The sequence below is a fragment of the Asanoa sp. NPDC049573 genome (assembly GCF_040676615.1).
Lineage (GTDB): Bacteria > Actinomycetota > Actinomycetes > Mycobacteriales > Micromonosporaceae > Asanoa.
In genome coordinates this window covers 36,691-61,890 of sequence record NZ_JBFAPI010000024.1, presented here as the reverse complement: position 1 = coordinate 61,890, position 25,200 = coordinate 36,691, and the positions used below count along the sequence as shown (strand labels likewise).

The following is a 25,200-nucleotide window of genomic DNA, read 5'->3' as shown; positions in this document are numbered from 1 at the left end:
GGCGGCTTCGCGGCCGCGGTCGTCGGCGGGTCCGCGCCCGCGCTCGTCGAGGAAGGCGGCTTCGCGGCCGCGGTCGTCGGCGGGTCCGCGCCCGCGCTCGTCGAGGAAGGCGGCTTCGCGGCCGCGGTCGTCGGCGGGTCCGCGCCCGCGTCCGTCGAGGAAGGCGGCGTCACGCCCGCGGTCGTCGGCGGATCCGCGCCCGCGCTCGTCGAGGAAGGCGGCCTCGCGGCCACGCTCATCCGCCGGCCGGCGGCGGTCGTCGCGGACGCCATGGCCGCGGTCGTCGGCGGGCCCGCGGCCGCGTCCGTCGAGGAAGGCGGCCTCGCGCGCGCGGTCGTCCAGCCGTCCGCGGCCGCGCTCGTCGTGGAACGCCGCCTCCCGCCCGGGCGGCGCGGGTCGCCGCGACGGGCCGGCGGGCGACTGTGGCCGGTCGTCCCAGCCGGGCCCGGCGGGAGACTGCGGCCGCCCGGCCCAGTCCGGGCCGGGTACGGCCGACCGACCGGTGTGGCTCGGCCGCTCGTCGTAGGCCGGACCGCGGCCGCGCTCGTCGTGGAACGCCGCCTCCCGGCCGCCGCCCCGGCGGGTGGGTGCGTCGGGAACCCGCCCGCGTCCCGCGGCCGCCCGCCCCACGCCGTCGACCGGCGAGATCGGATGCGGCGAGATCGGATGCGGCGAGATCGGATGCGGCGCGAACGGGTCGGGCATGTGCGGGTCGGTGCTGCTCGGGTCGGCACGCCGCGGGTCGGCGTTGTAGCCCTCGTCGTCGGCCGGTTCGGGTGCCCGCCCGCGGACCACGGCGCGGCCTGCCGGGCGCCCGGTGCGCTGCGGCTTGTCGCCCGGGTAGCGCTCGCCGCCCGAGGCCGACCATTCGTCGGTGCGCTCGCGTACCCAGGACGGCTCGCCCGGCGCACTGCGCTGCGCGCTGCGCGGGCCGAAGCCGTCGCCGGGTCGGCCGGCCGTGGCGGCGGGGTCGTCGACCCAACCGGGGCCGCCGGGGCCGGGTGGCACGCCGGTGGGTGCCCAGCCGGGCGCCGGCGGGCGGTCCTTCGCCCAGGCCCACGGGTCGTTGGGATCCTTGTAACCGGTGCCGCCGCCGGGGTCGGGGTCGCTGCTGCGGCCGAGCTCGCGTAGCCAGCCGTCGTCGTCGCCCCAGCCGCTGTCGGGTCGCTGCTCTTCGCCACCGCGCCGGCTGCGGCCGCGGCCGCTGTCGCGGCGCCGTCGCTCGGCGTTCTCGTTGCTCATCCGCGCCGGCCGATCCGCCCTGCGATCCACGCGCGCGTCCCGCGGGAGCGCGGTACGCGTCGATCAATCACGGCGGGTCACCTCGTCGGAATTTGTGTCGCGCGGCATCCGCCGGCACCCGATACTGTCATGCGGCCCGATACGGCGTATGTCGCGGATGGAGGGTAACGGCGTGGACTCCGTCACCGCCACTGTCCCTCGCCCGCGTTATGCGAATGTCGCCGCACAAACCCGCACATTCTGGGCATTAACGGTCGCCGGATTCCGCCGATACTCCACCTATCGGCAGGCCACCATCGCGGGCGCGTTCACCAACACCGTCTTCGGCTTCCTGCGCAGCTACGTCCTGCTGGCCGTGGCGGCCGGCGCCGGCACCGCGACGGTGGCCGGCTACGACCCCGCGCGACTGGCCAGCTACGTGTGGTTCGGCCAGGGCTTGCTCGCCGTCGTGCTGCTCTGGGGCTGGACCGACCTCGCGCAGCGGATCAGCACCGGCGACGTCGTGGCCGACCTGCTCCGCCCGGTCAACCCGGTGACCAACTACCTGGCGACCGATCTCGGCCGGGCCGGCCACGCGGTGCTCACCCGGCTGGTGCCGCCGGTGGTGGTCGGCCCGCTGTTCTTCCCGATCTACCTGCCGCACCGGTGGCCGACCTGGCCGCTGTTCGTCCTGTCGGTCGTGCTGGCCGTCGTGCTCTGCTTCGGCTGCCGGTTCCTGGTCAACGCCAGCGCCTACTGGCTGCTCGACGTCCGCGGCCCGATGATCCTGTGGACGCTGCTATCCGGGGTGCTGGGCGGCCTCTACTTCCCGCTGCGCTTCCTGCCCGACTGGGTCGTCGGCCCGCTGTGGCTGCTGACCCCGCTGCCCAGCCTGTTCCAGGCGCCGCTCGATGTGCTCGTCGAGGTCGACCCGACGGCTCGCCAGGCCGGCCTGATCGCCGTACAAGCGGCCTGGGTGCTCGTCGTGTTGTCGCTCTGCCGCCTGGTGCAGCGCCGCGCCGAGCGCAAGCTGGTGGTGCAGGGTGGCTGAACCGGGCGCCCTGCGCGCCTACTGGGCCCTGCTGCGCGCGCAGGCGGAAGGCCAGTTCTCCTACCGGGCGTCGTTCGTCGTCGACCTGGTGGCCAACGTCTGGTCCACGGCGCTCGACGTCGCCACGATCCTGGTGCTCTTCGGTGTGACCCGCACGCTCGGCGGCCTCGACCTGCATCAGGCGCTGGTCATCACCGGCATGTCGGCGTGCGCGTTCGCGGCGGCCGACATGCTGGTCGGCAACGTCGAGCGGATCACGCTGTACGTGCGCACCGGCCGCTTCGACACCGTGCTCACCCGCCCGCTGCCCGCCCTGCCGCAACTCCTGCTGCTCGACCTGCCGCTGCGCAAGCTCTCCCGGGCCGCGCTCGGCGCCGCGATCTACCTGTTCGCGCTCGGGTCGGCCGACATCACCTGGACGGCGGCCCGGGCCCTGCTCGCGGTCGTCGCGCCGGCCGCCGGCGTGGTGTTCTTCGGCGCCATGTTCGTCATCACGGCCTCGGTGGCCTTCTGGTGGACCGAGTCCGGCGAGTTCGGCAACGCCTTCACCTACGGCGGCCGCGACTTCACCAGCTATCCGGTCAGCGTCTACAGCGGGTGGTTCCGCAACGCCTTCGCGTACGCGCTGGGCTTCGCCTTCGTCTCCTACTACCCGGCGCTGGCGCTGCTCGGCGTGCCCGACCCGATCGGCCTGCCCGGCTGGGTCGGTTGGTGCGCGCCGCTGGTGGCGGTCGCGGCGAGCGGCGTGGCCGCGCTGTTCTGGCGGTCGGGCATCCGGCACTACACGAGCACGGGGTCATGATGGCGGTCATCGCGGCGCGCGGGTTGCGCAAGGAGTTCGAGGTCAAGGTCCGGGCCGGCCGGCTGCGCCGGGCCACGCGCACGGTGGCCGCGGTCGACGGCGTCGACCTCACCGTCGAGCGCGGCGAGATGGTCGGCTACATCGGCCCCAACGGCGCCGGCAAGTCGACGACGCTGAAGATGTTGACCGGCGTACTGACGCCCACCGGGGGAGAGGTCAGCGTCTGCGGGCTGTCGCCGGTGCGCCAGCGCACCCGGCTGGCCCGGCGGATTGGCGTCGTCTTCGGCCAGCGGTCGCAACTCTGGTGGGACCTGCCGCTGGCCGCGTCCTTCGACCTGCTGCGCCACGTCTACCGGGTGCCGCGGGTCGAGCACGCCGCCCGGCTGCGCCGCTGCCGCGCGCTGCTCGACCTCGACGCGTTCCTCGACACTCCCGTCCGCCAGCTCTCGCTGGGCCAGCGGATGCGCGGGGAGCTGACCTCGGCGCTGCTGCACGGCCCCGAGGTGCTCTTCCTCGACGAGCCGACGATCGGCCTCGACGTGGTGAGCAAGCAGGCGGTCCGCGCCTTCCTGGCCGAGCTGGGCGCCGGCGGCGACGTGACCCTGGTGCTGACCACCCACGACCTGGCCGACATCGAGCGACTCTGCCGACGCTTGCTGGTCATCGACCACGGCCGGGTGGTGCACGACGGCACGATCGAGGCGCTGCACGCCCGGTACGGCTCGCGCCGCCGGGTGGTGGTCGAGCTCGACGCGCCGCTGGCGGCGCCACCCGAGGTGCCCGGCGCGACGCTGGCCGGCGTCACCCCACTGCGCATCGAGTACGACCTGGAGACGGCGACCGCGGGCGAACTGCTGGCCCGGCTGGCCGGGCTCGCTTCGTTGCGGGAAGTGTCCATCGTGGAGCCCGACATCGAAGACGTGGTCGCCCGCCTCTACGGGTGTTCCATGACCAGCACGGCGAAGGTGCCCGACTCGAGCGCCTCGTAGCTGTGCGGCACGTCGCCCGCGAACGTCGCGTAGTCGCCGGGTTCGAGGTCGACGGTCTCGCCGGCCGGCCCGGTGCGCAGCCGGCCCCGGGCCACCACGATGTGCTCGACGCTGCGCGGGGTGTGCGCGTCCGCGACGCGTACGGCGCCGGGTTCGATGGTCATGATGTAGATGTCCCGGCGCGTCGACCGGGAGCCGGCCGCGACCAGGGTGCCGGTGTAGTCGAGTTGGTCTGAACTGATCCTCGGCCCGTCGCCGGACCGGATGACCCGCAGCGCCGGGGCGGGCGGCTCGACCAGCCGGCTGAACGGCACGTCGAGCGCGACGCCGAGCGACCAGAGCGTCTCGACGCTGGGATTGCCGACGCCGTTCTCGAGCTGAGAGAGCGTCGACTTGGCGATCCCGGCGCGCCGGGCGAGTTCGGTGAGCGAGAGCCCCGCCCGCTCCCGCTCGCGGCGGAGGGCGGCGGCGATGGTCGCGGCGATCGTCGGTTCGGTCACTGTTCGCTCCATCGGTCGCTTCGTTCGACTTGACGAACGCTATCAGCGGCAGGCACGATCGGTAACCATGACTGCCGCAGCGCGCTCCATCTTGGGCGACCGCTCGCTGGTCCGCGACGTCGGCGCGCTGGGTCTCGCGGTGTTCGCGGTGAGCATCTCGTTCGGGGCGATCGCCGTCGCCGCCGGCATCCCCGCCGGCCTCACCATCCTGATGTCGCTGGTGGTCTTCGCGGGCGGCTCGCAGTTCCTGGCGGTCGGCCTGATCGCGGCCGGCAACCCGTTCGCGGCCGTCTTCGCCGGCCTGCTGCTGAACGCCAGACACCTCCCGTTCGGCCTGGCCATCGGCGAGGTGATCGGCACCCGCTGGTGGCAGCGATTGCTGGGTGCCCACCTCCTGGTCGACGAGTCGGTGGCGTTCGCGCTGGCCCAGCCCGACCCGGTCCGCCGCCGCCACGCCTACTGGGCAACGGGTTGCACCCTCTTCGTCCTCTGGAACATCGGCGCGGTGCTCGGCGTGCTGCTCGGCAACGTCGGCGACCCTGACCGGTTGGGCCTGGACGCCGCGTTCCCGGCCGGCCTGTTCGCCCTGCTGCTGCCCACGCTGAAGGACCCGACCACCCGCCTGGTGGCGTTGACCGGGGCGTTGGTAGCGGTGGTGACAACCCCGATCCTGCCGGCCGGGTTACCGGTGCTGATGGCGCTGAGCGGCCTATTGCTGGTCGCGCTGCCTCGCCGCCGCCCATCCTCGGAGCCATCATCATGATCCTCGCGGTGATCGTCGGCCTGGCCATCGGCACCTACGCCTTCCGCCTGGCCGGCGTGGTGCTCCGCGAGCGGGTAGCCCTGCCCAAGCGGATCCAGGTCCTCCTCCCGATGGCGGCCGCCACCTTGCTGGCAGCCCTGGCTGCCACGGCAACCTTCACCGACTCAGGCGTCTTCGCCGGCGTCGCCCGCCCGGCAGGCGTCGCGGTAGGCGCGGTGCTCGCCTGGCGCCGAGCCCCCTTCGTCGTGGTGGTCGTCGCGGCGGCGGCAACCGCCGCCCTGCTCCGCCTCGCGGGAGTGGAGTAAGCGGAGCAGCGCTGGTGCTGCTCCGCCTCGCGGGCGTGGCGTAAGCGGAGCAGCGGTGGTGCCGCGCCGCCTAGCGGGCGTGGGGTAAGCGGCGCTGTTCCGCCTCGCGGGCATGGAGTAGGCAGAGCAGCCGCGCCTCGCGGTGGTGGAGCAAGCAGACGGCCGCGGTCGCGCCCCCGGTAGGCGAGCGCACCGACCAGACCGGCCACAGCCTGGTGGAGCGCGTCGGATGTGGCCGACCTGCTCGCTGGGCTCGGTGTACGGCCGCCGAGGACGAAGTGCGGCGCTGACCTCGGCGGCGGCCGCCCCCGACCGTTCAGGCCGGCAGGCAGTCGCCTGCCCGATAGGCCGGCCGCGAGGAGCGGTTCACCGCTCCCGACACATCGGCCCAGCTCCGTCTCCCCTGGCCACCCGAACCCCGACCACCGGCAGACAGCCGCAACCTAAAAGGGGCGGGTCCCGTTGTCGGGCGTAGCCCACAAATCAGGATCTTCGGGCGGTGACAAGGTGCAGGGTGGCGAGGGCGGCCATGTAGAACACGTGTCGGAGTCGGCGGTTGTAGCGCTGTGGGCGTCGCAGGTTGCCGCTGCGTTTGCCGGAGTCGCGGGCCGCTGGTGCCAGGCCGGCGTAGGCGGCGAGGTGGTCAGGGCTAGCGAAGGTTGACAGGTCACCGACCGCGACGGTGAACTCCGCGGCTGCCAGTGCGCCCATGCCGGGCAGGCTGCGGATGATGCTGGCCTGTGGGTGTTCGTCCAAGGCGTCTTCGATGGCCTTGTCGGTCGTCTTTATGCGGTTGTGCAGGTCCAGCAGGTGGGTGGCGAGCTCGCTGGCGAGGGCGGCGGCGGTGTCCTGCCCGGGCAGGGCGAGGCCCTGCAAGGCCGCGGCGGCCAACGCCTGATCGGCGAGTTTGACCGCGTTGAGGGCCCGATGCCGACGCAGATGCGCGAGGAGTTGCTCGCGGCCGGCGGCGCGGATCTGCTCGGGAGTTTGGTAGGCGCTGATCAGGACCAACGTCGCGACGTTCGTGAAGGTCAACGCGCGCTCCAACACCGGAGAGATCCCCACCATTAAACGGCGTAGCCGGTTGATGGTCCGGACCCAGTCCTCGACCAGGTCAGCGCGATGCGCGACCAGCAATGACAGCGTCGCGATCAGCTCTGTCGGGGTGTGACGGGCAGGAAGTCACGCCGCATCCGGGCGGTGTTCGCGATGACCACCGCGTCCCGGGCATCGGTTTTGGCCTCGCCGGCGAACCCTTCGGCCATCGTCTTGACCGTCCGTCCCGGAACATAGACCGTCCGATGACCGGCAGCAGCCAGCATGGCCCGCAACAACCCGGTCTCACAGCCGATCAGATCAACCGCCCACAGCACCTCATCGTCGGCGCTGACCCGAGCCAGCATCTCCGCGATCGCCTGCTGATCGTTGACCACCGGCATCGACCACAACACCCGACCAGCGACGTCCACCGCCGCGGCGTGGTGTGTCTGCCTGCCGCCGTCGACACCGACCCACACCTGCGCCAAATCGTCCTCCCAAACGACCCAGACCCAGGTCACCACGGACGACCCGCCAGCAGTTCCTTAGCAAGCGACGATTCGCAGATCTCAATCAGCGGTCAAGGCGTCCAGGACTGGCTGGGCGGCCGCTCGTCCATAGCCATCGACGGCAAACGACCTTGAGCCACACCCAGCCAACCCGGCGGCCCGGAAACACCATCCAGACTCAGAAACCCTAAGGAACGACCTTGTCACCGCCCGAAGATCCTGATGCCCTTGCGAAGACCGACAACGGGACCCGCCCCGTCCCGCCGGGTCCCCGCAGCTCGGCCGGGGCCCGGGGGCAGCGGCCCCGGAGACCTGAGCGTAGCCAACAACGGCCCGGAGCCGCACCCACCAAGGGCCCGGAGCCCCACCAAGGGCCCGGAGCCGCAACCTACGAGGGCCCGGAGCCGCAACCTACGAGGGCCCGGAGCCGCAACCGATAACGGCCTAGACCTGGCCTCCCGGCCACCAGGCCAGCGTCAGACCTTCTCGCCGATCTTGACGGCCGGCTTGGGAACGCGCATGCGGCGGAAGGTGATCGACCGCATGATCGCGTACATGTAGAGGGACCCCATCCGCTGGTCGGTCTTGGGGTACCGCTCCCGCACCAACCGCTTGATCTTGCGAGCGATCAGGATCGCGTCGAGGATCACGGCGAGCAGAAGCACGCCCCACAGCGAGGTCGCGACCGTCCTGACCAGGTCGGGCATCGCCCCGTTGGAACCGATCAGCACGATCAGGGCACCGCCGAAGAAGAAGGTGCCGGCCGTGTAGCGGGAGTCGACCACGTTCCGGGCCAGCAACCGCTCCGGGCCGCGGTCGCGCGGACCGCCCTCACGCCGGTATTCGGCCGCCGCCTCCTGGCGCAGCGTGCGCTTGCGCTCCCGGGACTCTTCCTTGGTCAGCGCCTTGGCGTTGCCACCCGGCTGACGCGCGGCGCTGGGGCGCTTCGGGGTCTCCTTGGCCTTCGGCGGCGTGTAGCCCTTGGGGCGCGAGGAATCCGGCGTCTCAGGAGCCCCGGAGGTCTCCTGGACCACGTCAGCGGACTTGCGGCGAAACAGCGACTGCACGGGATGCCCTTCTGCGGCGCGGCGCTTACACGAAGGTTAGCCAAGCCCACCGCACGACGACGAGCCGACCCCAAGATCGGCTCGTCGTACGTCAATCAATTAAGCGTCAAGGACGCTCGACGTGCGCCCCGAGCGCCGACAGCTTGTTCTCGAAGTCTTCGTAGCCCCGGTTGATCAGGTCGACTCCGTAGACCCGGGAGGTTCCCTCCGCCGCCAGCGCCGCGATCAGGTGGCTGAACCCGGCCCGCAGGTCGGGGATGACCAGGTCGGCCGCGTGCAGCTTGGACGGGCCGGCGATCACCGCGGAGTGCTTGAAGTTGCGCCGACCGAACCGGCACGGGGTGCCGCCCAGGCAGTCGCGGTAGACCTGGATCGTCGCACCCATCGTGTTGAGCGCCTCGGTGTAGCCCAGGCGCTGCTCGTACACCGTCTCGTGGACGATCGACAGGCCCCGCGCCTGGGTCAGCGCGACCACCAGGGGCTGCTGCCAGTCGGTCATGAACCCGGGGTGTACGTCGGTCTCCAGCGCCACCGCGCGCAGCTCGCCGCCCGGGTGCCAGAACCGGATGCCGCCCTCGGTGCCCGGCGAACCGGCCCGCGGCGGCAGCGTGTCGGTCACCTTGTATTCGCCGCCGATCGAGCGGAAGACGTTGAGGAACGTCATCATGTCGACCTGCTCCGCGCCGAGCACCTCGATCTCGCCGCGGGTGGCCAGGGCGGCCGCGGCCCACGACGCCGCCTCGATCCGGTCGGGGATCGGGCGGTGGGTGTAGCCGCTCAGCCGCGGCACGCCCTCGATCTCGATCACCCGGTCGGTGTGCACCGTGATGATCGCGCCCATCTTCTGCAGGACGCAGATCAGGTCGATGATCTCCGGCTCGACGGCCGCGTTGCGCAGTTCGGTGACGCCGTTGGCGAGCACCGCGGTCAGCAGCACCTGCTCGGTCGCGCCGACGCTGGGGTAGGGCAGCTCGAACTTGGTGCCGTGCAGGCCCGCGGGCGCGGTCAGGTGCATGCCCTCGGGCGTCTTGTCGACGACCGCGCCGAACTCGCGCAGCGCCTGGATGTGGAAGTCGATCGGGCGCGGGCCGATGTGGCAGCCGCCCAGGTCGGGGATGAACGCGTGGCCGAGGCGGTGCAGCAGCGGGCCGCAGAACAGGATCGGGATGCGGCTCGAGCCGGCGTGCACGTTGATCTCGTCGGTCGACGCGCGCTCGACGTTGGCCGGGTCGAGGATCAGCTCGCCGTCTTCGGCGCCGTCGGTCACCTTCACGCCGTGCACGCCGAGCAGGCCGCGCACCACCTCGACGTCGCGGATCCGGGGCACGTCGAACAACCGGCTCGGCTCGTCACCGAGCAGCGCGGCCACCATCGCCTTGGAGACGAGGTTCTTGGCTCCGCGGACCCGGATCTGACCGTGCAGGGGCGTGCCGCCGTGTACGACCAGGACGTCATCGGGCAAGGCAACCTCCGGGAGCGGCAGCGATCCGTCGGAGGGCCGTAACCCTTGCGCGGTATCGCGGGTTGATCGGGAGTGGCGCCCGGGCAGCATAGCGCTCGGTGATGGGCGTGGGGCCACATACACCGGGTTGTCTGGCACGAAATCAGGACGACTGTGGCACCCGGTAATGCCGGGCGCCACTGACAGTTATGGCAGGGCGAGCATCTGGTCCAGCGCGGACCGCGCCTCCGCGGCGGTCTTCGGATCGACCGTGATCTGGTTGACCAGCCGGCCCTCGACGAGCTCCTCGAGCGCCCACACCAGGTGGGGCAGGTCGATGCGGTTCATCGTCGAGCAGTAGCAGACCGTGCGGTCGAGGAACATGATCTGCTTGTCGGGGTGCGCGAGCCCGAGCCGGCGAACCAGGTTGAGCTCGGTGCCGACCGCCCACGCCGAGCCGGCCGGCGCGTTTTCGATCGTCTTGATGATGTATTCGGTCGAACCGACGTAGTCGGCCGCCGTCACCACGTCGTAGCGGCACTCGGGGTGGACCAGCACGTTGACGCCCGGCACCCGCATCCGCACCTCGTCGACGGACGACTTGGTGAACCGCCCGTGCACCGAGCAGTGCCCGCGCCAGAGCAGCATCTTGGCCTCGCCGAGCTGGGCCTGGGTCAAGCCGCCGCTGGGCTTGTGCGGGTCGTAGAGCAGGCAGTCGTCGGCGTCGAAACCCATCTCCAGCACGCCGGTGTTGCGGCCGAGGTGCTGGTCGGGCAGGAAGAGCACCCGCTGGCCGCGCTCGAACGCCCAGGTCAGCGCCGTCTTGGCATTGGACGAGGTGCAGACGACGCCACCGTGGCGGCCGACGAAGCCCTTGATGTCGGCCGACGAGTTCATGTAGGTGACCGGCACCGTCGAGTCGGCCACACCGGCGTCGACCAGCGCCTCCCAGGCCGCCTCGACCTGCTGGAGCTGTGCCATGTCGGCCATCGAGCAACCCGCGGCCAGGTCGGGCAGGATCACCTTCTGCGCGTCGGTGGTGAGGATGTCGGCGGACTCGGCCATGAAGTGCACGCCGCAGAACACGATGTATTCGGCGTCGGGCCGGGCGGCGGCCTCGCGCGCCAGCTTGAACGAGTCGCCGGTCACATCGGCGAACTGGATGACCTCGTCACGCTGGTAGTGGTGGCCGAGGACGAAAACCTTCGACCCGAGCTTCGCCTTGGCGGCGGTGGCGCGGGCCACGAGATCGGGGTCGCTCGGCGCGGGCAGTTCGCCCGGGCAGTCGACGCCCTTCTCCGACGACGGGTCGGCGCCACGCCCCAGCAGCAGCAGGGCGGTCGCCGTGTTGGCGGGTTCGGTCCAGGTCGACGTCACCTGTCAATCTTCCCACCGCGGCGCCCGCCCTCGATGGACCGGGCGCTGTGGGCTGTCACACTGCCCTGATGCGGATTCTGGTCTGCCCTGACAAGTTCGCCGGCACGCTCGGCGCACCCGCGGTGGCGGAGGCGGTCGTCGCCGGCTGGCGGGAGCAGGCGCCCGGCGACGAACTGACCGCGCGCCCGCTCTCCGACGGCGGCCCGGGGTTCGTCGAGGTGCTGGCCGGGCCGGTCGGCGGCACCCTGCTCCCGGTGCGCACTACCGACCCGCTGGGCCGCCCGGTCGACGCGCAGGTGCTGCTCAGCCAGGACCGTCGGACGGCGTACGTGGAGAGCGCCCAGGCGTGCGGGCTGCATCTGCTCGAAAGCTCCGAGCGGGACCCCAAAATCACCACGTCGTACGGCCTGGGCGTGCTGATCCTGGCCGCGGTCGAGGCCGGCGCCCGGACCGTCGTGATCGGCCTCGGCGGCTCGGCCACCAACGACGGCGGCGCCGGCATGCTGGCCGCCCTGGGCGCCGCGCCGCTGGACGCGACCGGTGCCGCGCTGCCCTACGGCGGTGCCGCGCTGGCACACGCCGACCGGCTCGGCGCCGTCCCGATGACCCGCGGCGCCACCCTGGTCGGGGCCACCGACGTCGACAACCCGCTGACCGGGCTGCACGGCGCGTCCAGCGTCTACGGACCGCAGAAGGGCGCCGACCGCGCCGACGTCCTGCTGCTCGACGCCGCGCTGGAGCGTTTCGCCGGCGTACTCGTGAAGGACCTGCCGGCGTGTCCGCCGGACCTCGCGGCGCTGCCCGGTGCCGGCGCCGCCGGTGGCCTCGGCGCGGCCATCCTCGCCCTCGGCGGCCGCTGCGAATCGGGCATCGGCCTCGTGACCAGGATGATCGGGCTGGAAACGGCGCTCGACGCCGCCGACCTGGTGATCACCGGCGAGGGCTCGTTCGACCACCAGTCGCTGCGCGGCAAGGTGGTCGCCGGAGTGGCCGGCGGCGCCCGCGACCGGGGTCTGCCCTGCGTGGTGCTGGCCGGCCGGGTCACCACCGGGCGCCGGGAAGCCGCCAACGCCGGGGTGACCGAGACCTACAGCCTGGTCGACCACTTCGGCGACGAGGCCCAGGCGATGGCCCGCCCGGCCGATGGCCTGCGCGAACTCGCTTCGCGACTCGCCCGCCAATGGTCCAGGCAGTGACATTGCCCTCATCCGGCCCCGGAACCGCCCCGGCGGTAAGATTTGCTGGAGACCCTGATGGGGAATGCCCGGCCAACGGGCTAGCGTTGGTCCCAGAGACCACGTTGGTCCGAGGGACCGGCGATCGCAGCGAGCAGGGAGATCCCACGTGACCACTTCAGCGCAGACCGGGTCGGCCGAGACCACGGCTACGACCGTCGTCCTCACCGACTTCGCGGCGGTGAAGGTGAAGGCCCTGATCGAGCAGGAAGGCCGCGACGACCTCCGGCTCCGCGTGGCCGTGCAGCCCGGTGGCTGTTCCGGCCTGCGTTACCAGCTCTTCTTCGACGAGCGCTCGCTCGACGGTGACATCGTCAACGACTTCGGCGGTGTCGAGGTCGTCGTCGACCGGATGAGCGCGCCCTACCTGGCCGGCGCCACCATCGACTTCGCCGACCGGATCGACGCGCAGGGCTTCACGATCGACAACCCCAACGCGCAGAACTCCTGCGCCTGCGGCGACTCCTTCCACTAAGCCGCAACCCTTCAGCTGTAGCTAGCCGACAATCGAGCGGGGCCGCCTTCTTCTGGCGGTCCCGTTCGTCGTGTCTGACCGGCCGGTAAGCTACCCCGCGCTGCAACCCGTCCACCGACCCCGAGGGCCCACATGAAGATCGCCGTTAGCGGCTCGATCGCCACCGACCACCTCATGCATTTCCCCGGTCGGTTCGCCGACCAGCTGATCGCCGACCAGCTTCACAAGGTGTCGCTCTCGTTCCTCATCGACGACCTGGTGGTGCGGCGCGGCGGGGTGGCGGCCAACATCGCGTTCGGGATGGCGCGGCTCGGCCTGCACCCCGTGCTGATCGGCGCGGTGGGCACCGACTTCGACGACTACCGGGCCTGGCTGGAGCGGCACGGCGTCGACTGCGACTCGGTGCACGTCTCCGAGGTGCTGCACACGGCGCGCTTCGTCTGCACCACCGACGAGGACATGTGTCAGATCGCCTCCTTCTACGCGGGCGCGATGAGCGAGGCCCGCAACATCGAGCTGGCACCGGCCAGTGACCGGGTCGGCGGCTTCGACCTGGTGCTGATCAGCGCCGACGACCCGGCCGGCATGGTGCGCCACTCGCAGGAGTGCCGTGACCGCGGCTACCGGTTCGCGGCCGACCCGTCGCAGCAGCTCGCCCGGATGGGCGGCGACGACATCCTCGGCCTCATCGACGGCGCCGCCTACCTGCTCACCAACGACTACGAGAAGTCGCTGCTGGAGAGCAAGACCGGCCTGACCGACGCCGAGGTGCTCGACCGGGTGCAGGTGCGGGTGACCACGCTGGGCAAGAACGGCGTCGAGATCACCGGTAAGAACCTGGAGCGGATCCACGTCCCGATCGCCCGCGACGTGCAGCCGGTCGACCCGACCGGTGTCGGCGACGGCTTCCGGGCCGGTTTCTTCGCCGGCCTGTCGTGGGGCCTCGACCTGGAGCGCTCCGCGCAGATCGGTTCGCTGCTCGCCGGCCTCGTCCTCGAGGGCGCCGGCGGCCAGGAGTACGAACTGCGCCCCGAGATCTTCCTCAAGCGGCTGGGCGACTCCTACGGGCACGAGGCCGCCGACGACGTGCGCCCGCACCTGCAGGGGTGAACCCCCGGCTGGTCGTCTTCGCCGGCCTGCCCGGGGTCGGCAAGAGCACCCTCGCGGCGCGGGTCGGCGGAGCGCTGCGCGCGCCCGTGCTCGCCGTCGACGCGGTCGATCGGGTGCTGCGCGGGCACGAGATCGTCGAGAAGCGGCCCGGCGTCGCGGCGTACGGCGTCGTCGCCGCGCTCGCCGAGGCCCAACTCGGGCTTGGGCTCGACGTGGTCGTCGACGCGGTCAACGGCGTCGCCGCGGCGCGCGCCAACTGGCCGGTGCTCTGCGAACGGACGGGCGCGGCGCTGCGGGTCGTCGAGGTCTGGTGCGCCGACATGGCCGAGCACCGGCGCCGCGTCGAGGCCCGGCACGCCGCGGCCCCGACCAACCCCAACTGGGAGCAGGTCGTGCTCCGGATGGGCGAGTACGAGCCCTACATCGGCCGCCGCCTGGTCGTCGACACCTCGATCGCCGGCGACCCGCTGGACGGCACCCTGTCCTGGATCCGCGACTAGCTTTCGCGCCGCACGTCGAAGGCGTGCGGCGCGGGGGAGCCCGCGTAGTGCTGGCCGCGCATCCGGCACCAGGCCGGGATGTCGCTCGCCGCGGCCGGATCGTCGGCCAGCACCCGCAGCGTGCCACCGACCGGCAGGTCCGGCAGGCGGCGGGCCAGCGCGATCACCGGCAGCGGGCAGCGCTGGCCGCGGCAGTCGAGTGTCTCCAAGATCACAGGCTCACCACCCCGGCCTCGGCCCGAAGGTCGGCGACGATGCCCGGCAGTTCGGCCAGGAACCGGTCGACGTCAGCGTCGGTGCTGTCCCGGTGCAGCGAGATCCGCACGTTGCCGTGTGACAGCACACCCATCGCGACCAGCACGTGGCTGGGCGTCAGCGTCGAACTCGTGCACGACGAGCCCGAGGACACGGCGAAGCCGCGCCGGTCCAGGGCGTGCAGCAGCGCCTCGCCATCGACGTAGAGGCAGGAGAACGTCACCAGGTGTGGCAGCCGGTCGACCGGGTCGCCGACCACCTCCACATCGGGCACCGTCGCGGCCACCGTGGACCGGATCCGGTCGACCAGCCCGCCGTGCCGGTCGGCCAGCGCCGCCGCCTCGGTCGTCGCGGCCCGCAGTGCGGCCGCCGCGGCCACCACCCCCGGCAGGTCGTTGGTGCGGTCGGTGCGTTCGCCGGCCGGGCCGGGAGGCAGGAATCGGGTGCCCTTGCGCACGACCAGCAGGCCGATCCCGGGCGGTCCGCCCCATTTGTGGGCACTTGCGGTGAGCAGCGACCAGCCGTCCGGCACCGGAACGCGCCCGACCGACTGCGCGGCGTCCACATAGAGCGGCACGCCGTGCTCGCCGCAGGCCTCTGCCGCCGCCGCGACGGGTTGCACGGTGCCGACCTCGTGGCTGGCGCTGATCAGCGCGGCCAGCGCCGTGCCGGGCGCGGCCACGGCCGCCCTGAACGCCGCCAGGTCGACCCGGCCGGCGCGGTCGACGCCGACCTCGCGCACGCTTCCGCCGCCCGCGACGTGTAGTTCGGCCGCGTGCAGCACCGCGGAGTGTTCGATCGCCGAGTGCGCGAAGCCGGTGCCGGCCCGGGCCCGCCCGGCCAGCCCGCCGAGCACGGCCGTGTGGGCCGCCGCCGTCCCACCGGCGGTGAACGACACCTCGTCCGGGCGTACCCCCAGGATCTCGGCCGTTGCCCCGCGCGCCGCGTCGAGCAGTTGGCGGGCCCGCCGGGCGCGCGAGTAGAGCCGGGCCGGGTCGGCCCAACCGTCGTCGAGCGCGGCGGCCAGTGCCTGCCGTGCGGCCGGATGCAGCGGCGCGGCGCTCGCGGTGTCGAAGTAGGCCTCGGTAACCCCCACGATCAAACGTTATCCCCGGCGGCGCGCCGACCCCCGGAGCGCTGTGCGGACCTTGGTCGAGTAATCTGCGACCGTCGGTGACGGCAGGTACGAGAGGGGCAGGACCACAAGGTGTCCGCTAAGCGTTCGAAAGCGCGGCCGACAGCCGTCCGGCTGGCCGCCCTCGGCGTCACCGGTGCGCTGCTGGTGCTGCTGTCCGGTTGTGACGTCGGCAGTCACGTCGACGGTTTCGGTTGGCCGCAGAACGGCATCACCGAGCAGTCCAAGCGGATGTACGACCTGTGGATCGGTTCCGTCGTCGCGGCGCTGATCGTCGGCGTGTTCGTCTGGGGCCTGATCTTCTGGTGCGTGATCCGCTACCGCAAGCGGGGCGAGAAGCTGCCGGTGCAGACCCGGTTCAACATGCCGATGGAGTTCCTCTACACGATCGCGCCGGTGCTGGTCGTCTCGGTGCTCTTCTACTACACGGCGATCGTGCAGACCGACGTCAACAAGCAGACCGCCAACCCGGCCGTGACCGTCGAGGTCGAGGCGTTCAAGTGGAACTGGCAGTTCAACTACCAGGACGGCCCGACCGAGAACGGCCGCGTGGGCAAGACCGTCACGTCCACGCTGGGCACCACGGAGGTCATCCCGGTGCTGGTGCTGCCGACCGGCCGCACGATCCGGTTCGAAGAGACCAGCCGCGACGTCATCCACTCGTTCTGGGTGCCGGAGCTGCTCTTCAAGCGCGACGTGTTCCCCGGCAACGTGCGCAACGTCTTCGAGGTCACGATCGACCAGACGGGCGCCTACGTCGGCCGCTGCGCCGAGCTCTGCGGCACCTACCACTCGATGATGAACTTCGAGCTGCGCGCCGTCTCCGGCGACGACTACGACAAGTTCCTCGCCGCCAAGCAGGCCGGGCAGAGCACCCAGCAGGCCCTCCAGTCGATCGGCCAGGATCCGCTGGCGTCGACCACGTCGCCCTTCCCGACGCGGCGTGACCTGTCGAACTTCAACCCGGGCGGCACCGCCGCCGGCACGGGGAGCTGAGAGGCCGCCATGCGCACCGAATGGAAACTGTTCAGCGTCATCTCCGCCTTCCTGTTCACGGCCACGTTCGTCTACGCGTTCTGGACCAACGGCGCGAGCACGGGCGGCATCGACTGGGTCGGCACGGTCGCGCTCGCGCTGAGCTTCCTGCTCACGACGATGTGCGGCGGGTTCTTCTGGTTCGTCAGCCGGCGCATCGAGCCCCGTCCGGAAGACCGGTCCGACGGTGAGATCGCCGACGGCGCGGGCGAGATCGGCTTCTTCAGCCCGGGCAGCTACTGGCCGTTCGGGCTCGCCCTGGCGGCCACGATCGCCGGCCTGGGCCTGGTGTTCTGGCAGGTCTGGTTGCTGGCCATCGGGTTGATCTCAGTCATCATGGCCGCCTGCGGCCTGATCTTCGAGTACTACACCGGGACGCGGCGTACCGCCGAGCACTGAGTCCTTCCGCGGAAGGCCGGCCCCTCCGGGCCGGCTTTTCGCGTTTCCCGGGTCCGTCGTGGGGACGCGCCGTCGCTCCCGCCGGACTATCGGCGTCCGCCTTCGGTCGCGGTTCGGATACCCGGACCTGACCCGGTCAGTGGCCGGTCGGGGTGTGGTGGCTACAGCCCGTCGGCTCTCGCTGCCTGGGCTACGGCTACCCAGCGGTCCAGGAGGGCTGCCGCGGCTCCTGAGTCGACGGCTGTGGCTGCCTGGTCCAAGGCCCCTGTCAGGGCCTGGGTGAGGTCGTCGGCGCCGCCTGCGTGCGCTACGAGGGCCGCCGCGGCGTTGATCAGGGTGGCGTCGCGGACCGGGCCCTTCTCGCCGGCGAACACGCGGCGGGCGGCCGTGGCGTTGAAGGTCGCGTCGCCGCCGCGCAGGTCGCCGGGTGCGGAGCGGGGGAGACCCAGGTCGACGGGGTCGAGGAGGGTCTCGGTCACGGTGCCGGCGCGGGCGGCCCAGACCCGGGTGGGTGCCTCGGTGCTGATCTCGTCGAGGCCGTCTTCGCCCCGGACCACGAGCACCGAGTCGCCGCGGCGGCCGAAGACCGCCGCCATCACCGGGGCCATCCGGGCGTCGAAGCAGCCCACCAGGCCGGAGCGGGGGCGCGCCGGGTTGGTCAGCGGGCCGAGGAAGTTGAAGGCGGTCGGCACGCCGATCTCACGCCGGATCGGGCCGGCGTGCCGCATGCCCGGGTGGAACCGGGCCGCGAAGCAGAAGCCGATGCCCGCCTCGGTCACCGTGCGGGCCACCCCGGCCGGGCCCAGCTCGAGCGGGATGCCGAAGTGTTCGAGAAGGTCGGCGGTGCCGCACAGCGACGACGCGGCCCGGTTGCCGTGCTTGACCACCCGGACGCCGGTCGCGGCCACCACGATGGCCGCCATCGTCGAGATGTTGACCGTGTGGGCCCGGTCGCCGCCGGTGCCGACCACGTCGACCGCGTCGGCCCGGATCTCCTCGGGCAGGTCGACGGTGACCGACGCGGCCAGCATCGCCTCGACCAGGCCGGCCAGCTCGGCCGGGGTCTCACCCTTGGCCTGCAACGCCACGACGAACGCGGCGATCTGGGCCGGGGTCGCGGCCCCGGCCATGATCTCGCCCATCGCCCAGGCGGTGTCGGGCGTCGCTAGCTCCTCGCCGCGCAGCAGTGCGGTGAGCAGGTGGGGCCAGGTCCGATCGCCCATGACGGGCCTCCCGAGGCGGGCCAGAGGTGGGTGGAAGGGGTGTCGCCGACAGTCAGGCGGCGGTGACCGGCCCGCCAGCGGCGTAGGAGCGCAGCATCGCCGCCACGGTGCGGCCGGTCTCGATCGGGTCGAGCGGGAACATCAGCGTGCCCTCGACCTGCGCGTAGGCGGCCAGCCAGCGATCGGCGGCCCGCGCGATCACCACGCACACGGGCGGGGCGGCGTTGGGGCGGTCGTCCTTGATCTGCCGGGCCAGGCCCAGGCCACCGGCCGGGGTCGCCTCGCCGTCGAGCAGCATCAGGTCGATCTCGTAGTCGTCGACCAGGCGGACGCAGGCGTCGTAGTCGTCGGCCTCGACGAACTCGACCAGCAGGTCAGCCGCCGGCCGGGTGCCCACGGCCAGGCGCATCCGGTCGCGCACCTTGGGGTCGTCGCTGTAGAGCAGGACGGTGTACGTGCGGTCGGTCATCGAAAGGCTCCCACGTGATTAGTCGCGCGCCGCCGATCGTACCGTCGCGTCGTTTTGATCTTGAGCCCGCTCCCGGGCCTCCTGCCGGTCGAGCTCCCGGTCGATCCGCCGGGCCTCCCGCTCGGAGGCTTTGATCCATTGCACCACCAGCACCGCGATCATCGTCACACTGACGAACTCGCCGCCCGCCCAGAGGATGCCGCCGGCCACCTGCTGGTCGTCGAACGGGTTCACCCAGTCCAGGTGCAGTGACGGGTAGTAACCGCCGCCGAGCAGTGTGGTGCTCTGCATGATGGTCAGCCCGAGCACCGTGTGGAACGGCACCGAGAGCAGCATCAGCAGCGCCCGCGCCGGGTAGGGCCAGCGGCCGGGCAGCGGGTCGAGGCCGAGCAGCGGCCAGAAGAACAGGCAGCCGACCAGGATGAAGTGCGCGTGGGTCAGTTCGTGCAGCCAGGTGTGCCGCAGCGTCTGCTCGTAGAGGCTGGTGAAGTAGAGCGCGAACGGCGTGGCCACGAACAGGCCGAACGCCACCAGCGGGAAGGTGAGGACCTTGGCGACCCGGCTGTGCACGACGGCCAGCAGCCGGCGGCGCGGCGCGCCGTGCAGGGTGCGCAGGGCCAGCGTCATCGGCGCGCCGAGGGCCAGGAAGATCGGCGCGACCATGGAGAGCACCATGTGCTGCACCATGTGGACGGAGAGCAGGGTCTCGTCGTAGGCGTGCAGGCCACTGACCGTAACCGAGGCGATACCGCCGAGGCCCGGAACGAGGAACAGAAGAGTGCGGGACAGCGGCCAACGGTCGCCGCGCACCCGCAGCTTGTGCACGCCGTAGAGGTAGAGACCGGCCGCCACGACCAGCACGACCGCGATCCAGCTATTGAGCCGGATCTCCGTGAAGACCGACGCCACACTGAACGGCGGCGGCGTTTCTGCCAGGATCACGCAGTCAGGCTAGTCCGTGGTGGCTTGCGGCAATTTGCCGGGCCGCGACGCGCCGGGCGCACCCCCGCGATCGTCTTCGCTCGTAGGGCGCAATAATGACCGCGTGACTGCGGCCCCAGCGATCGACAAGAGCCGGATCCATTCCCTGACGAGACCAAACATGGTCAGCGTGGGAACCATCGTCTGGCTCTCCAGCGAACTGATGTTCTTCGCGGCTTTGTTCGCGATGTACTTCTCGATCCGCGCCGCGGCGCCGCAGCTGTGGGCGGAACATACGCCCGAGCTGAACGTCCCCTACGCGACGACGTTCACGGTCATCCTGGTGCTCTCGTCGATCACCTGTCAGATGGGCGTGTTCGCGGCCGAGCGCGGTGACGTGTTCAAGCTGCGGCAGTGGTTCACCTTGACCTTCCTGATGGGTCTGACCTTCCTGTGCGGCCAGCTCTTCGAATACCACAACCTGGTCCCCGAGGGCATCAAGATCAACGGGGATGGCTACGGGTCCATGTTCTACCTGACCACCGGCTTCCACGGCCTTCACGTGGCCGGCGGTCTCCTCGCCTTCATCATCTACATGATCCGAACGACGATGGGGCGCTTCACCCCGGCGCAGGCCACGACCGCCATCGTCGTGTCCTACTACTGGCACTTCGTCGACGTCGTGTGGATCGGACTCTTCCTCATGATCTACGGTCTCCAGTGATCATGAGCGTCACGTTTCCGACCCCCGCGTCGTCCAAGGGACAAGGTCGCACACCCGTGAAGGACAAAGCCTGATGACATCTCCGCACCGGTCCGGCGGTCTGCTCGCCCGGATGCGCAGTCGGCGCGCCGTGCCGCGGAGCCGGGCCCGCCGTCGTGCGGCCTCGGCCGTCCGGCTGATCGCGGCCCTCGTGCTGGCCGGCGGCCTCTACACCGCTTTCGCACCGGCGATCTCGGCCGAGGACGCGCCGCTGTCGCCGGCCGCCATGGAGGGCAAGGCGCTGTTCGACAACAGCTGCATCAGCTGCCATGGCATGAATGCCCAGGGCATCCAGGGCCGCGGCCCGAGCCTGGTCGGCGTCGGCGCCGCCTCCGTCGAGTTCCAGGTGAGCACCGGCCGCATGCCGCTCGGCCAACAGAGCGCGCAGGCGGTCGAGAAGCCCCCGGTCTTCAACGAAGAGCAGACCCGCCAGATCGCGCAGTACGTGCAGGAGCTCGGCGGCGGTCCCGACCTGCCGCAAGGCACTGACCTGCACTCCGGCGGTGACGTCGCCGCGGGTGGCCAGATCTTCCGGCTCAACTGCTCGTCGTGCCACGCCTTCGGCGGCGGGGGCGGCGCGCTCTCCTCGGGCAAGTTCGCCCCCCGGCTCAGCGACACCAGCGACCGGGTCATCTGGGCCGCGATGCTCTCCGGCCCGCAGAACATGCCGGTCTTCGGTGACAACCAGCTCACTCCGGAGCAGAAGCGCGACGTGATCGCCTATGTGCAGGAGACGCTGAAGGACCGGGATCCGGGCGGTTTCAACCTCGGCCGGCTCGGTCCGACGACGGAGGGCCTGGCGGTCTTCGTCGTGGGCATCACCGCGCTGATCTTCACGGCACTGTGGATTGCGGGGAAGTCATGACAGTCCAGACCACCGGGTCCAACGGCAACGGCCACGGGTCGCCCGTTCCGGAGGAGATCGACTACGACGACCCGCGTACGACGCGTTTCGAGAAGGTCAAGGCCGCCGCCCGCCAGGACGGCGTCGAGATCGTGCACTACGAGCCGCAGTACCCGGAGAAGGGTTCGAGGCTCGAGCGCCGGATGAACCGCACCGTCTCGCTGTTCTTCCTGCTCACCGGGCTGTTCGGCACGGCCTTCGTGGTCCTCTACATCGTCTGGCCGTGGCGGTGGAAGACCGGCGACGTGCTCTACAAGTACTACACGCCGCTGCTCGGCATCACCCTCGGCCTGATGTTCATGTTCATCGCTTTCGGCATCCTGACCTGGGGCAAGAAGCTGCTCCCGCGCGAGGTCTCGATCCAGGACCGGCACGACGGCGGCTCTCCGGAGGGCGACCGCCGCGCGGTCGGCCAGACGCTCGCCTACATGGTCGAGGAGCTCGGCGTGAAGCGGCGCCCGCTGCTCGGGCTCGCGGCCGCGGCCGGTCTCGCGCCGGTCGCCGTGGTCATCGCCGCGCCGATCCTGGGCGGCCTGATCAAGAACCCGCACGCCGACAACCAGATGTTCACCACCGGCTGGGCACCCATCAAGGAGCCCGGCGGCGGCACCCGGCTGGTCCGGATGACCCGCGACGACGGCACGCCCGTCCGCCCGGCCGACGTGAGCGCCGGTGGCCAGATGACGGTCTTCCCCGGCATCCCGGAAGGCGCCACCAACGCGCACGCCGACTCGCCGACGCTGCTGATCCACCTGCGTCCCGACGACGCCGCCGTAGCGCGGGCCAGCAACGTCAAGGGCCTGCCGCACGACACCTACAGCCGTGCCGGCTTCATGTACGGCGACTTCATCGCGTTCTCGAAGATCTGCACCCACGCGGGTTGTCCCGCGAGCCTCTACGAGCAGCAGACCAACCGCCTGCTCTGCCCGTGTCACCAGTCGCAGTTCCAAATCACCGAGAACGCCAAGCCGGTGTTCGGCCCCGCGAGCCGGAGTCTTCCGCAGCTTCCGCTGGGCGTCGACGACGAGGGATACTTCGTGGCGAGGTCGGACTATCTTTCCACTGTCGGACCTGACTTCTGGGAGCGGCCGTGAAGCGCCGAAAGATTGACCTGAACACCCTGCCGGCCAAGGCCGGCAACGAGGTCGAGGACCGGCTTGGCGTAGCCACGCCGCTGCGCGGCATCATCAACAAGGTCTTCCCGGACCACTGGTCGTTCCTGCTGGGCGAGATCGCGCTGTTCTCGTTCATCGTCCTGCTGCTGACCGGCACGTTCCTGACGCTCTTCTTCGAGCCATCGCTCAAGGAGGTCGTCTACGACGGCAGCTACGCGCCGCTGCGGGGCGTGCACATGTCCGCCGCCTACGCGTCGTCGCTCGACCTGTCGTTCGACGTCCGGGGCGGTCTGATCATGCGTCAGATGCACCACTGGGCGGCGCTGGTCTTCGTGGCCGCGATCGTCGTGCACATGCTGCGCATCTTCTTCACCGGTGCCTTCCGCAAGCCGCGCGAGCTCAACTGGATCATCGGCTCGCTGCTGTTCTGGGTCGCTTTCCTCGAGGGCTTCACCGGCTACTCGCTCCCCGACGACGCGCTGTCCGGCACGGGCCTGCGGATCGCCTCGGCGATCATGCTCTCCATCCCGCTGATCGGCACCTGGGCCACCTCGTCGATCTTCAACGGCGAGTTCCCGGGCGACATCATCATCAGCCGGTTCTTCATCGTCCACGTGCTGCTGATCCCGGCCATCCTGGTGGCGCTGATCACCGTGCACCTCGCCCTGGTGTTCAAGCAGAAGCACACCCAGTGGCCCGGTCCCGGCCGGACCAACTCCAACGTGGTCGGCGAGCGCTTCTTCCCGCGCTACACGATCAAGCAGGCCGGCTTCTTCATGGCCGTGGCCGGCGTGATCGCGATCCTCGCGGGCGCTTTGCAGATCAACCCGATCTGGCTGTTCGGCCCCTACGAGGCCGGTGTCGTGTCGGCGGCGTCCCAGCCCGACTGGTACGTCATGTTCCTCGACGGCTCGACCCGTCTGATGCCGGCCTGGCAGATCAACATCGGCATCGGCGACGGCTACGTGATCCCGCCGATCTTCTGGCCGACGGTGGTGCTGCCCGGCCTGCTGACCACGCTGCCGATGCTCTATCCGTTCATCGAAGCGCGGCTCAACCGGGACAACAGGATCCACAACCTGCTCCAGCGCCCTCGCGACGTGCCCCAGCGCACCGCGCTCGGTGCCATGGCGGTGACGTTCTTCATCGTCCTGGTGCTCTCCGGTGGCAACGACGTGATCGCCGACAAGTTCAACATCAGCTTGAACGCGATGACCTGGGCCGGCCGCATCGGCCTGCTGGTCCTGCCGCCGTTGTTCTACTGGGTCGCCTACCGGATCTGCCTGGGCCTCCAGCAGCACGACCGCGAGGTGCTGGCGCACGGCGTCGAGACGGGCATCATCCGCCGGGCTCCCGACGGGCGCTTCTACGAGGTGCACCAGCCGCTGGGCCACGACCACGAGGAACTGGAGTACGCCGGCTGGGTCGTCCCGAAGAAGATGAACCGGCTCGGTGCGCTGGGCCCGTCGCTCAAGGGCTTCTTCCGCCCGCTCGAGCGGCCCGCCGAGGCGCCGGTCTCGCCCGGCCACCCGCCGATCGAGGCCGCGCCGGAACGGCGCGAGATCGAGGCCAAGAAGTAGCTGTTCCCCACGAAAGGCGAGGATCCCGGGCGGATCCTCGCCTTTCGTGCATCAGCGACACGCCGACCCGGTTCCCACGGTGTGGCGTACCCGCGTGGCAGCGTGGCCCTTGAGTGGTGCTGACCGCCGCTCGTGTTCCGGGGTTCCGCTCTTCGAAAGGAGACGCCATGCGTGGCGAAGAGGAACTCACCTGTGCCGTGTGTCAGACCGCACTTCCGCTGGTGTCGCCGCCCGGCGAAGACCTGGTCTGCGAGGGTTGCGGCGCCGCCCTGGTCATCACGCCGGTGACGGTGTGGCTGCGATCCAGCCGAAAGGGCGGGGTCGCCCCCGAGCAGCGCCGCGCCGCCTAGGCCTCGGCCGCGGCCTGGGCGAGGCGCTCGACGGCCCGTTGGAACTGCCTGTTCCAGCGGTTGGCGACCAGTGGGCGGAGCAGGCCGATGGCCCGGCCGGTGAGCGCCAGCACGTTGCTGATCCGGGTGCCGCCGTCGGCCTGCGGGGTGAAACTCCACGAGTGGCACGACGTCAGGTCGCCGGCGGCGCTTGACCAGCTCACCTGGCGCAGCGTCTCGACGTCGTCGAGCGTGACGAGTCGGGTGGTCGTTCCCGCCGGGAAGCCGAGGGCCAGGGTCTGGTTGAACTGGGCGCTCCGCACGAAGCCGGGCCGGCTGACCCAGGCGGTCGCCTTGTGCAGCGGCGACCAGCGCGGCCAACCTCCCAGGTCGCTCCAGACGGCCCAGACCTGCTCCGGGGTAGCCCGGGTGGTGACGGTGCCGGCGACGACCAACGTGGACCAGCCGGGAGCGGACGCACCGATCCGGTCGAGACAGAACTGCACGTTGTTGGGCCGCCACATACTCCACAGGGTATAGCGCCTGCTCACACACCGGATCCACCGAAATGATCTCCCGGCGGACGGTTGGTTGGATCTTGCCGATGGTCGTTCGGATGATCCCAGCCACGCGCTCGGCCGCAGCGCGACCCGCGGCCGGCTGGTGTGCGGCCCGTGGTCACGGTGGGT

General features: G+C 71.1%; 28 protein-coding genes and 1 pseudogene. 16 read left to right on the top strand and 13 right to left on the bottom strand.

Annotated features, from left to right (window positions below; translation table 11 throughout):
- Positions 1-1,272: pseudogene (locus tag AB0J74_RS34655) on the bottom strand (hypothetical protein); the annotation flags it as partial.
- 142 nt (positions 1,273-1,414) lie between these two features.
- On the opposite strand from AB0J74_RS34655, the gene AB0J74_RS34650 reads away from it, so the two are divergent.
- Genes AB0J74_RS34650 through AB0J74_RS34640 form a run of 3 tightly spaced genes read left to right on the top strand, consistent with a single transcriptional unit; the run spans position 1,415 to position 4,063 of the window.
- Positions 1,415-2,272 (top strand): ABC-2 family transporter protein, encoded by an 858-nt coding sequence (locus AB0J74_RS34650; RefSeq protein ID WP_363456020.1) that lies wholly within the window; start codon positions 1,415-1,417, stop codon positions 2,270-2,272.
- On the top strand, positions 2,265-3,074 hold the full coding sequence (locus tag AB0J74_RS34645; RefSeq protein ID WP_363456018.1) for an ABC-2 family transporter protein: 810 nt from the start codon (positions 2,265-2,267) through the stop codon (positions 3,072-3,074). The genes AB0J74_RS34650 and AB0J74_RS34645 overlap by 8 nt, the downstream gene beginning before the upstream one ends.
- Positions 3,074-4,063 carry an ATP-binding cassette domain-containing protein gene (locus AB0J74_RS34640; protein ID WP_363456073.1) on the top strand — a complete coding sequence of 330 codons (990 nt, stop codon included), beginning with the start codon at positions 3,074-3,076 and terminating at the stop codon, positions 4,061-4,063. Before AB0J74_RS34645 ends, AB0J74_RS34640 begins: the two co-directional genes overlap by 1 nt.
- Here the strand turns inward: AB0J74_RS34640 and AB0J74_RS34635 are convergent.
- Positions 4,009-4,575: an XRE family transcriptional regulator gene (locus AB0J74_RS34635; protein ID WP_363456015.1), complete on the bottom strand. Its 567-nt coding sequence runs from the start codon at positions 4,573-4,575 to the stop codon at positions 4,009-4,011. The two genes, AB0J74_RS34640 and AB0J74_RS34635, sit on opposite strands and share 55 nt — an antisense overlap.
- A 55-nt stretch (positions 4,576-4,630) precedes the next feature.
- On the opposite strand from AB0J74_RS34635, the gene AB0J74_RS34630 reads away from it, so the two are divergent.
- Together AB0J74_RS34630 and AB0J74_RS34625 are read left to right on the top strand one after the other, a co-directional pair.
- The gene (locus tag AB0J74_RS34630; RefSeq protein WP_363456012.1) at positions 4,631-5,326 is read left to right on the top strand and encodes an AzlC family ABC transporter permease; all 696 of its coding nucleotides are present in this window, start codon (positions 4,631-4,633) and stop codon (positions 5,324-5,326) included.
- Positions 5,323-5,631, top strand: a complete 309-nt coding sequence (locus AB0J74_RS34625; RefSeq protein ID WP_363456009.1) for an AzlD domain-containing protein — start codon at positions 5,323-5,325, stop codon at positions 5,629-5,631. Before AB0J74_RS34630 ends, AB0J74_RS34625 begins: the two co-directional genes overlap by 4 nt.
- Before the next feature lie 483 nt (positions 5,632-6,114).
- Here the strand turns inward: AB0J74_RS34625 and AB0J74_RS34620 are convergent, their stop codons facing one another.
- The 5 genes from AB0J74_RS34620 to nadA form a co-directional block, all read right to left on the bottom strand.
- Positions 6,115-6,768, bottom strand: coding sequence for a transposase (locus tag AB0J74_RS34620; RefSeq protein ID WP_363456006.1), 654 nt, complete (start codon positions 6,766-6,768; stop codon positions 6,115-6,117).
- Between the two features lie 14 nt (positions 6,769-6,782).
- Positions 6,783-7,193, bottom strand: a complete 411-nt coding sequence (locus AB0J74_RS34615; protein ID WP_363456003.1) for an IS110 family transposase — start codon at positions 7,191-7,193, stop codon at positions 6,783-6,785.
- A gap of 461 nt (positions 7,194-7,654) precedes the next feature.
- On the bottom strand, positions 7,655-8,245 hold the full coding sequence (locus tag AB0J74_RS34610; protein ID WP_363456001.1) for a DUF3043 domain-containing protein: 591 nt from the start codon (positions 8,243-8,245) through the stop codon (positions 7,655-7,657).
- A gap of 106 nt (positions 8,246-8,351) precedes the next feature.
- Entirely contained in the window at positions 8,352-9,707 is a 1,356-nt protein-coding gene (gene murA / locus AB0J74_RS34605) for a UDP-N-acetylglucosamine 1-carboxyvinyltransferase (RefSeq protein ID WP_363455998.1), read from the bottom strand.
- 186 nt (positions 9,708-9,893) lie between these two features.
- A complete protein-coding gene (gene nadA / locus AB0J74_RS34600) occupies positions 9,894-11,063 on the bottom strand; it encodes a quinolinate synthase NadA (protein ID WP_363455995.1) in 1,170 nt (389 codons plus the stop codon).
- A gap of 68 nt (positions 11,064-11,131) precedes the next feature.
- Here nadA and AB0J74_RS34595 point away from each other — a divergent pair, with 68 nt between their 5' ends.
- The 4 genes from AB0J74_RS34595 (at position 11,132) to AB0J74_RS34580 (ending at position 14,383) form a co-directional block, all read left to right on the top strand.
- Entirely contained in the window at positions 11,132-12,259 is a 1,128-nt protein-coding gene (locus tag AB0J74_RS34595; RefSeq protein WP_363455992.1) for a glycerate kinase, read from the top strand.
- A 148-nt stretch (positions 12,260-12,407) separates the two neighbouring features.
- On the top strand, positions 12,408-12,773 hold the full coding sequence (gene erpA, locus AB0J74_RS34590; protein WP_363455989.1) for an iron-sulfur cluster insertion protein ErpA: 366 nt from the start codon (positions 12,408-12,410) through the stop codon (positions 12,771-12,773).
- Positions 12,774-12,905: 132 nt separating this feature from the next.
- Positions 12,906-13,883: a carbohydrate kinase family protein gene (locus AB0J74_RS34585; RefSeq protein WP_363455987.1), complete on the top strand. Its 978-nt coding sequence runs from the start codon at positions 12,906-12,908 to the stop codon at positions 13,881-13,883.
- Positions 13,880-14,383, top strand: a complete 504-nt coding sequence (locus AB0J74_RS34580) for an AAA family ATPase (protein ID WP_363455985.1) — start codon at positions 13,880-13,882, stop codon at positions 14,381-14,383. Before AB0J74_RS34585 ends, AB0J74_RS34580 begins: the two co-directional genes overlap by 4 nt.
- Here AB0J74_RS34580 and AB0J74_RS34575 read toward each other — a convergent pair.
- Complete coding sequence (locus AB0J74_RS34575) at positions 14,380-14,592, bottom strand: sulfurtransferase TusA family protein (protein WP_363456070.1); 213 nt, start codon at positions 14,590-14,592, stop codon at positions 14,380-14,382. The two genes, AB0J74_RS34580 and AB0J74_RS34575, sit on opposite strands and share 4 nt — an antisense overlap.
- Positions 14,593-14,594: 2 nt before the next feature.
- The gene (locus AB0J74_RS34570; protein WP_363455982.1) at positions 14,595-15,734 is read right to left on the bottom strand and encodes an aminotransferase class V-fold PLP-dependent enzyme; all 1,140 of its coding nucleotides are present in this window, start codon (positions 15,732-15,734) and stop codon (positions 14,595-14,597) included.
- Between the two features lie 111 nt (positions 15,735-15,845).
- Here AB0J74_RS34570 and coxB point away from each other — a divergent pair, with 111 nt between their 5' ends.
- Together coxB and AB0J74_RS34560 are read left to right on the top strand one after the other, a co-directional pair.
- Positions 15,846-16,769 carry a cytochrome c oxidase subunit II gene (coxB, locus tag AB0J74_RS34565; RefSeq protein WP_363455979.1) on the top strand — a complete coding sequence of 308 codons (924 nt, stop codon included), beginning with the start codon at positions 15,846-15,848 and terminating at the stop codon, positions 16,767-16,769.
- A 9-nt stretch (positions 16,770-16,778) separates the two neighbouring features.
- Complete coding sequence (locus tag AB0J74_RS34560) at positions 16,779-17,207, top strand: cytochrome c oxidase subunit 4 (RefSeq protein WP_363455976.1); 429 nt, start codon at positions 16,779-16,781, stop codon at positions 17,205-17,207.
- Positions 17,208-17,368: 161 nt separating this feature from the next.
- Here AB0J74_RS34560 and trpD read toward each other — a convergent pair whose 3' ends face one another.
- From trpD to AB0J74_RS34545, 3 genes are read right to left on the bottom strand one after another with little or no spacing between them, the layout of a single operon-like run.
- Complete coding sequence (trpD, locus tag AB0J74_RS34555) at positions 17,369-18,430, bottom strand: anthranilate phosphoribosyltransferase (protein ID WP_363455973.1); 1,062 nt, start codon at positions 18,428-18,430, stop codon at positions 17,369-17,371.
- 52 nt (positions 18,431-18,482) lie between these two features.
- Positions 18,483-18,899 carry a hypothetical protein gene (locus AB0J74_RS34550; protein ID WP_363455970.1) on the bottom strand — a complete coding sequence of 139 codons (417 nt, stop codon included), beginning with the start codon at positions 18,897-18,899 and terminating at the stop codon, positions 18,483-18,485.
- Between the two features lie 18 nt (positions 18,900-18,917).
- Positions 18,918-19,841, bottom strand: coding sequence for a cytochrome c oxidase assembly protein (locus AB0J74_RS34545; RefSeq protein ID WP_363455968.1), 924 nt, complete (start codon positions 19,839-19,841; stop codon positions 18,918-18,920).
- A gap of 103 nt (positions 19,842-19,944) precedes the next feature.
- Here AB0J74_RS34545 and AB0J74_RS34540 point away from each other — a divergent pair, with 103 nt between their 5' ends.
- The 5 genes from AB0J74_RS34540 (at position 19,945) to AB0J74_RS34520 (ending at position 24,532) form a co-directional block, all read left to right on the top strand.
- Complete coding sequence (locus AB0J74_RS34540) at positions 19,945-20,544, top strand: heme-copper oxidase subunit III (RefSeq protein WP_363455965.1); 600 nt, start codon at positions 19,945-19,947, stop codon at positions 20,542-20,544.
- Positions 20,545-20,617: 73 nt separating this feature from the next.
- Positions 20,618-21,448, top strand: coding sequence for a c-type cytochrome (locus AB0J74_RS34535; protein WP_363455962.1), 831 nt, complete (start codon positions 20,618-20,620; stop codon positions 21,446-21,448).
- The gene (locus AB0J74_RS34530; RefSeq protein ID WP_363455960.1) at positions 21,445-22,581 is read left to right on the top strand and encodes a Rieske 2Fe-2S domain-containing protein; all 1,137 of its coding nucleotides are present in this window, start codon (positions 21,445-21,447) and stop codon (positions 22,579-22,581) included. Before AB0J74_RS34535 ends, AB0J74_RS34530 begins: the two co-directional genes overlap by 4 nt.
- Entirely contained in the window at positions 22,578-24,182 is a 1,605-nt protein-coding gene (locus AB0J74_RS34525) for a ubiquinol-cytochrome c reductase cytochrome b subunit (RefSeq protein ID WP_363455957.1), read from the top strand. The genes AB0J74_RS34530 and AB0J74_RS34525 overlap by 4 nt, the downstream gene beginning before the upstream one ends.
- Before the next feature lie 167 nt (positions 24,183-24,349).
- A complete protein-coding gene (locus AB0J74_RS34520; protein WP_363455954.1) occupies positions 24,350-24,532 on the top strand; it encodes a hypothetical protein in 183 nt (60 codons plus the stop codon).
- Here AB0J74_RS34520 and AB0J74_RS34515 read toward each other — a convergent pair.
- Positions 24,529-25,062, bottom strand: a complete 534-nt coding sequence (locus tag AB0J74_RS34515; protein WP_363455952.1) for an SRPBCC family protein — start codon at positions 25,060-25,062, stop codon at positions 24,529-24,531. The two genes, AB0J74_RS34520 and AB0J74_RS34515, sit on opposite strands and share 4 nt — an antisense overlap.
- Between the last annotated feature and the right edge of the window lie 138 nt (positions 25,063-25,200).

Excerpts from the sequence above, each read along its gene's own strand:
- AB0J74_RS34585 (WP_363455987.1), top strand. The coding sequence starts at position 12,906 with ATGAAGATCGCCGTTAGCGGCTCGATCGCCACCGACCACCTCATGCAT.
- AB0J74_RS34550 (WP_363455970.1), bottom strand. The coding sequence starts at position 18,899 with ATGACCGACCGCACGTACACCGTCCTGCTCTACAGCGACGACCCCAAG.
- trpD (WP_363455973.1), bottom strand. The coding sequence starts at position 18,430 with ATGGGCGATCGGACCTGGCCCCACCTGCTCACCGCACTGCTGCGCGGC.
- AB0J74_RS34625 (WP_363456009.1), top strand. The coding sequence starts at position 5,323 with ATGATCCTCGCGGTGATCGTCGGCCTGGCCATCGGCACCTACGCCTTC.
- AB0J74_RS34630 (WP_363456012.1), top strand. The coding sequence starts at position 4,631 with ATGACTGCCGCAGCGCGCTCCATCTTGGGCGACCGCTCGCTGGTCCGC.
- AB0J74_RS34530 (WP_363455960.1), top strand. The coding sequence starts at position 21,445 with ATGACAGTCCAGACCACCGGGTCCAACGGCAACGGCCACGGGTCGCCC.
- AB0J74_RS34535 (WP_363455962.1), top strand. The coding sequence starts at position 20,618 with ATGACATCTCCGCACCGGTCCGGCGGTCTGCTCGCCCGGATGCGCAGT.
- AB0J74_RS34595 (WP_363455992.1), top strand. The coding sequence starts at position 11,132 with ATGCGGATTCTGGTCTGCCCTGACAAGTTCGCCGGCACGCTCGGCGCA.
- AB0J74_RS34635 (WP_363456015.1), bottom strand. The coding sequence starts at position 4,575 with ATGGAGCGAACAGTGACCGAACCGACGATCGCCGCGACCATCGCCGCC.
- AB0J74_RS34560 (WP_363455976.1), top strand. The coding sequence starts at position 16,779 with ATGCGCACCGAATGGAAACTGTTCAGCGTCATCTCCGCCTTCCTGTTC.
- AB0J74_RS34520 (WP_363455954.1), top strand. The coding sequence starts at position 24,350 with ATGCGTGGCGAAGAGGAACTCACCTGTGCCGTGTGTCAGACCGCACTT.
- AB0J74_RS34640 (WP_363456073.1), top strand. The coding sequence starts at position 3,074 with ATGGCGGTCATCGCGGCGCGCGGGTTGCGCAAGGAGTTCGAGGTCAAG.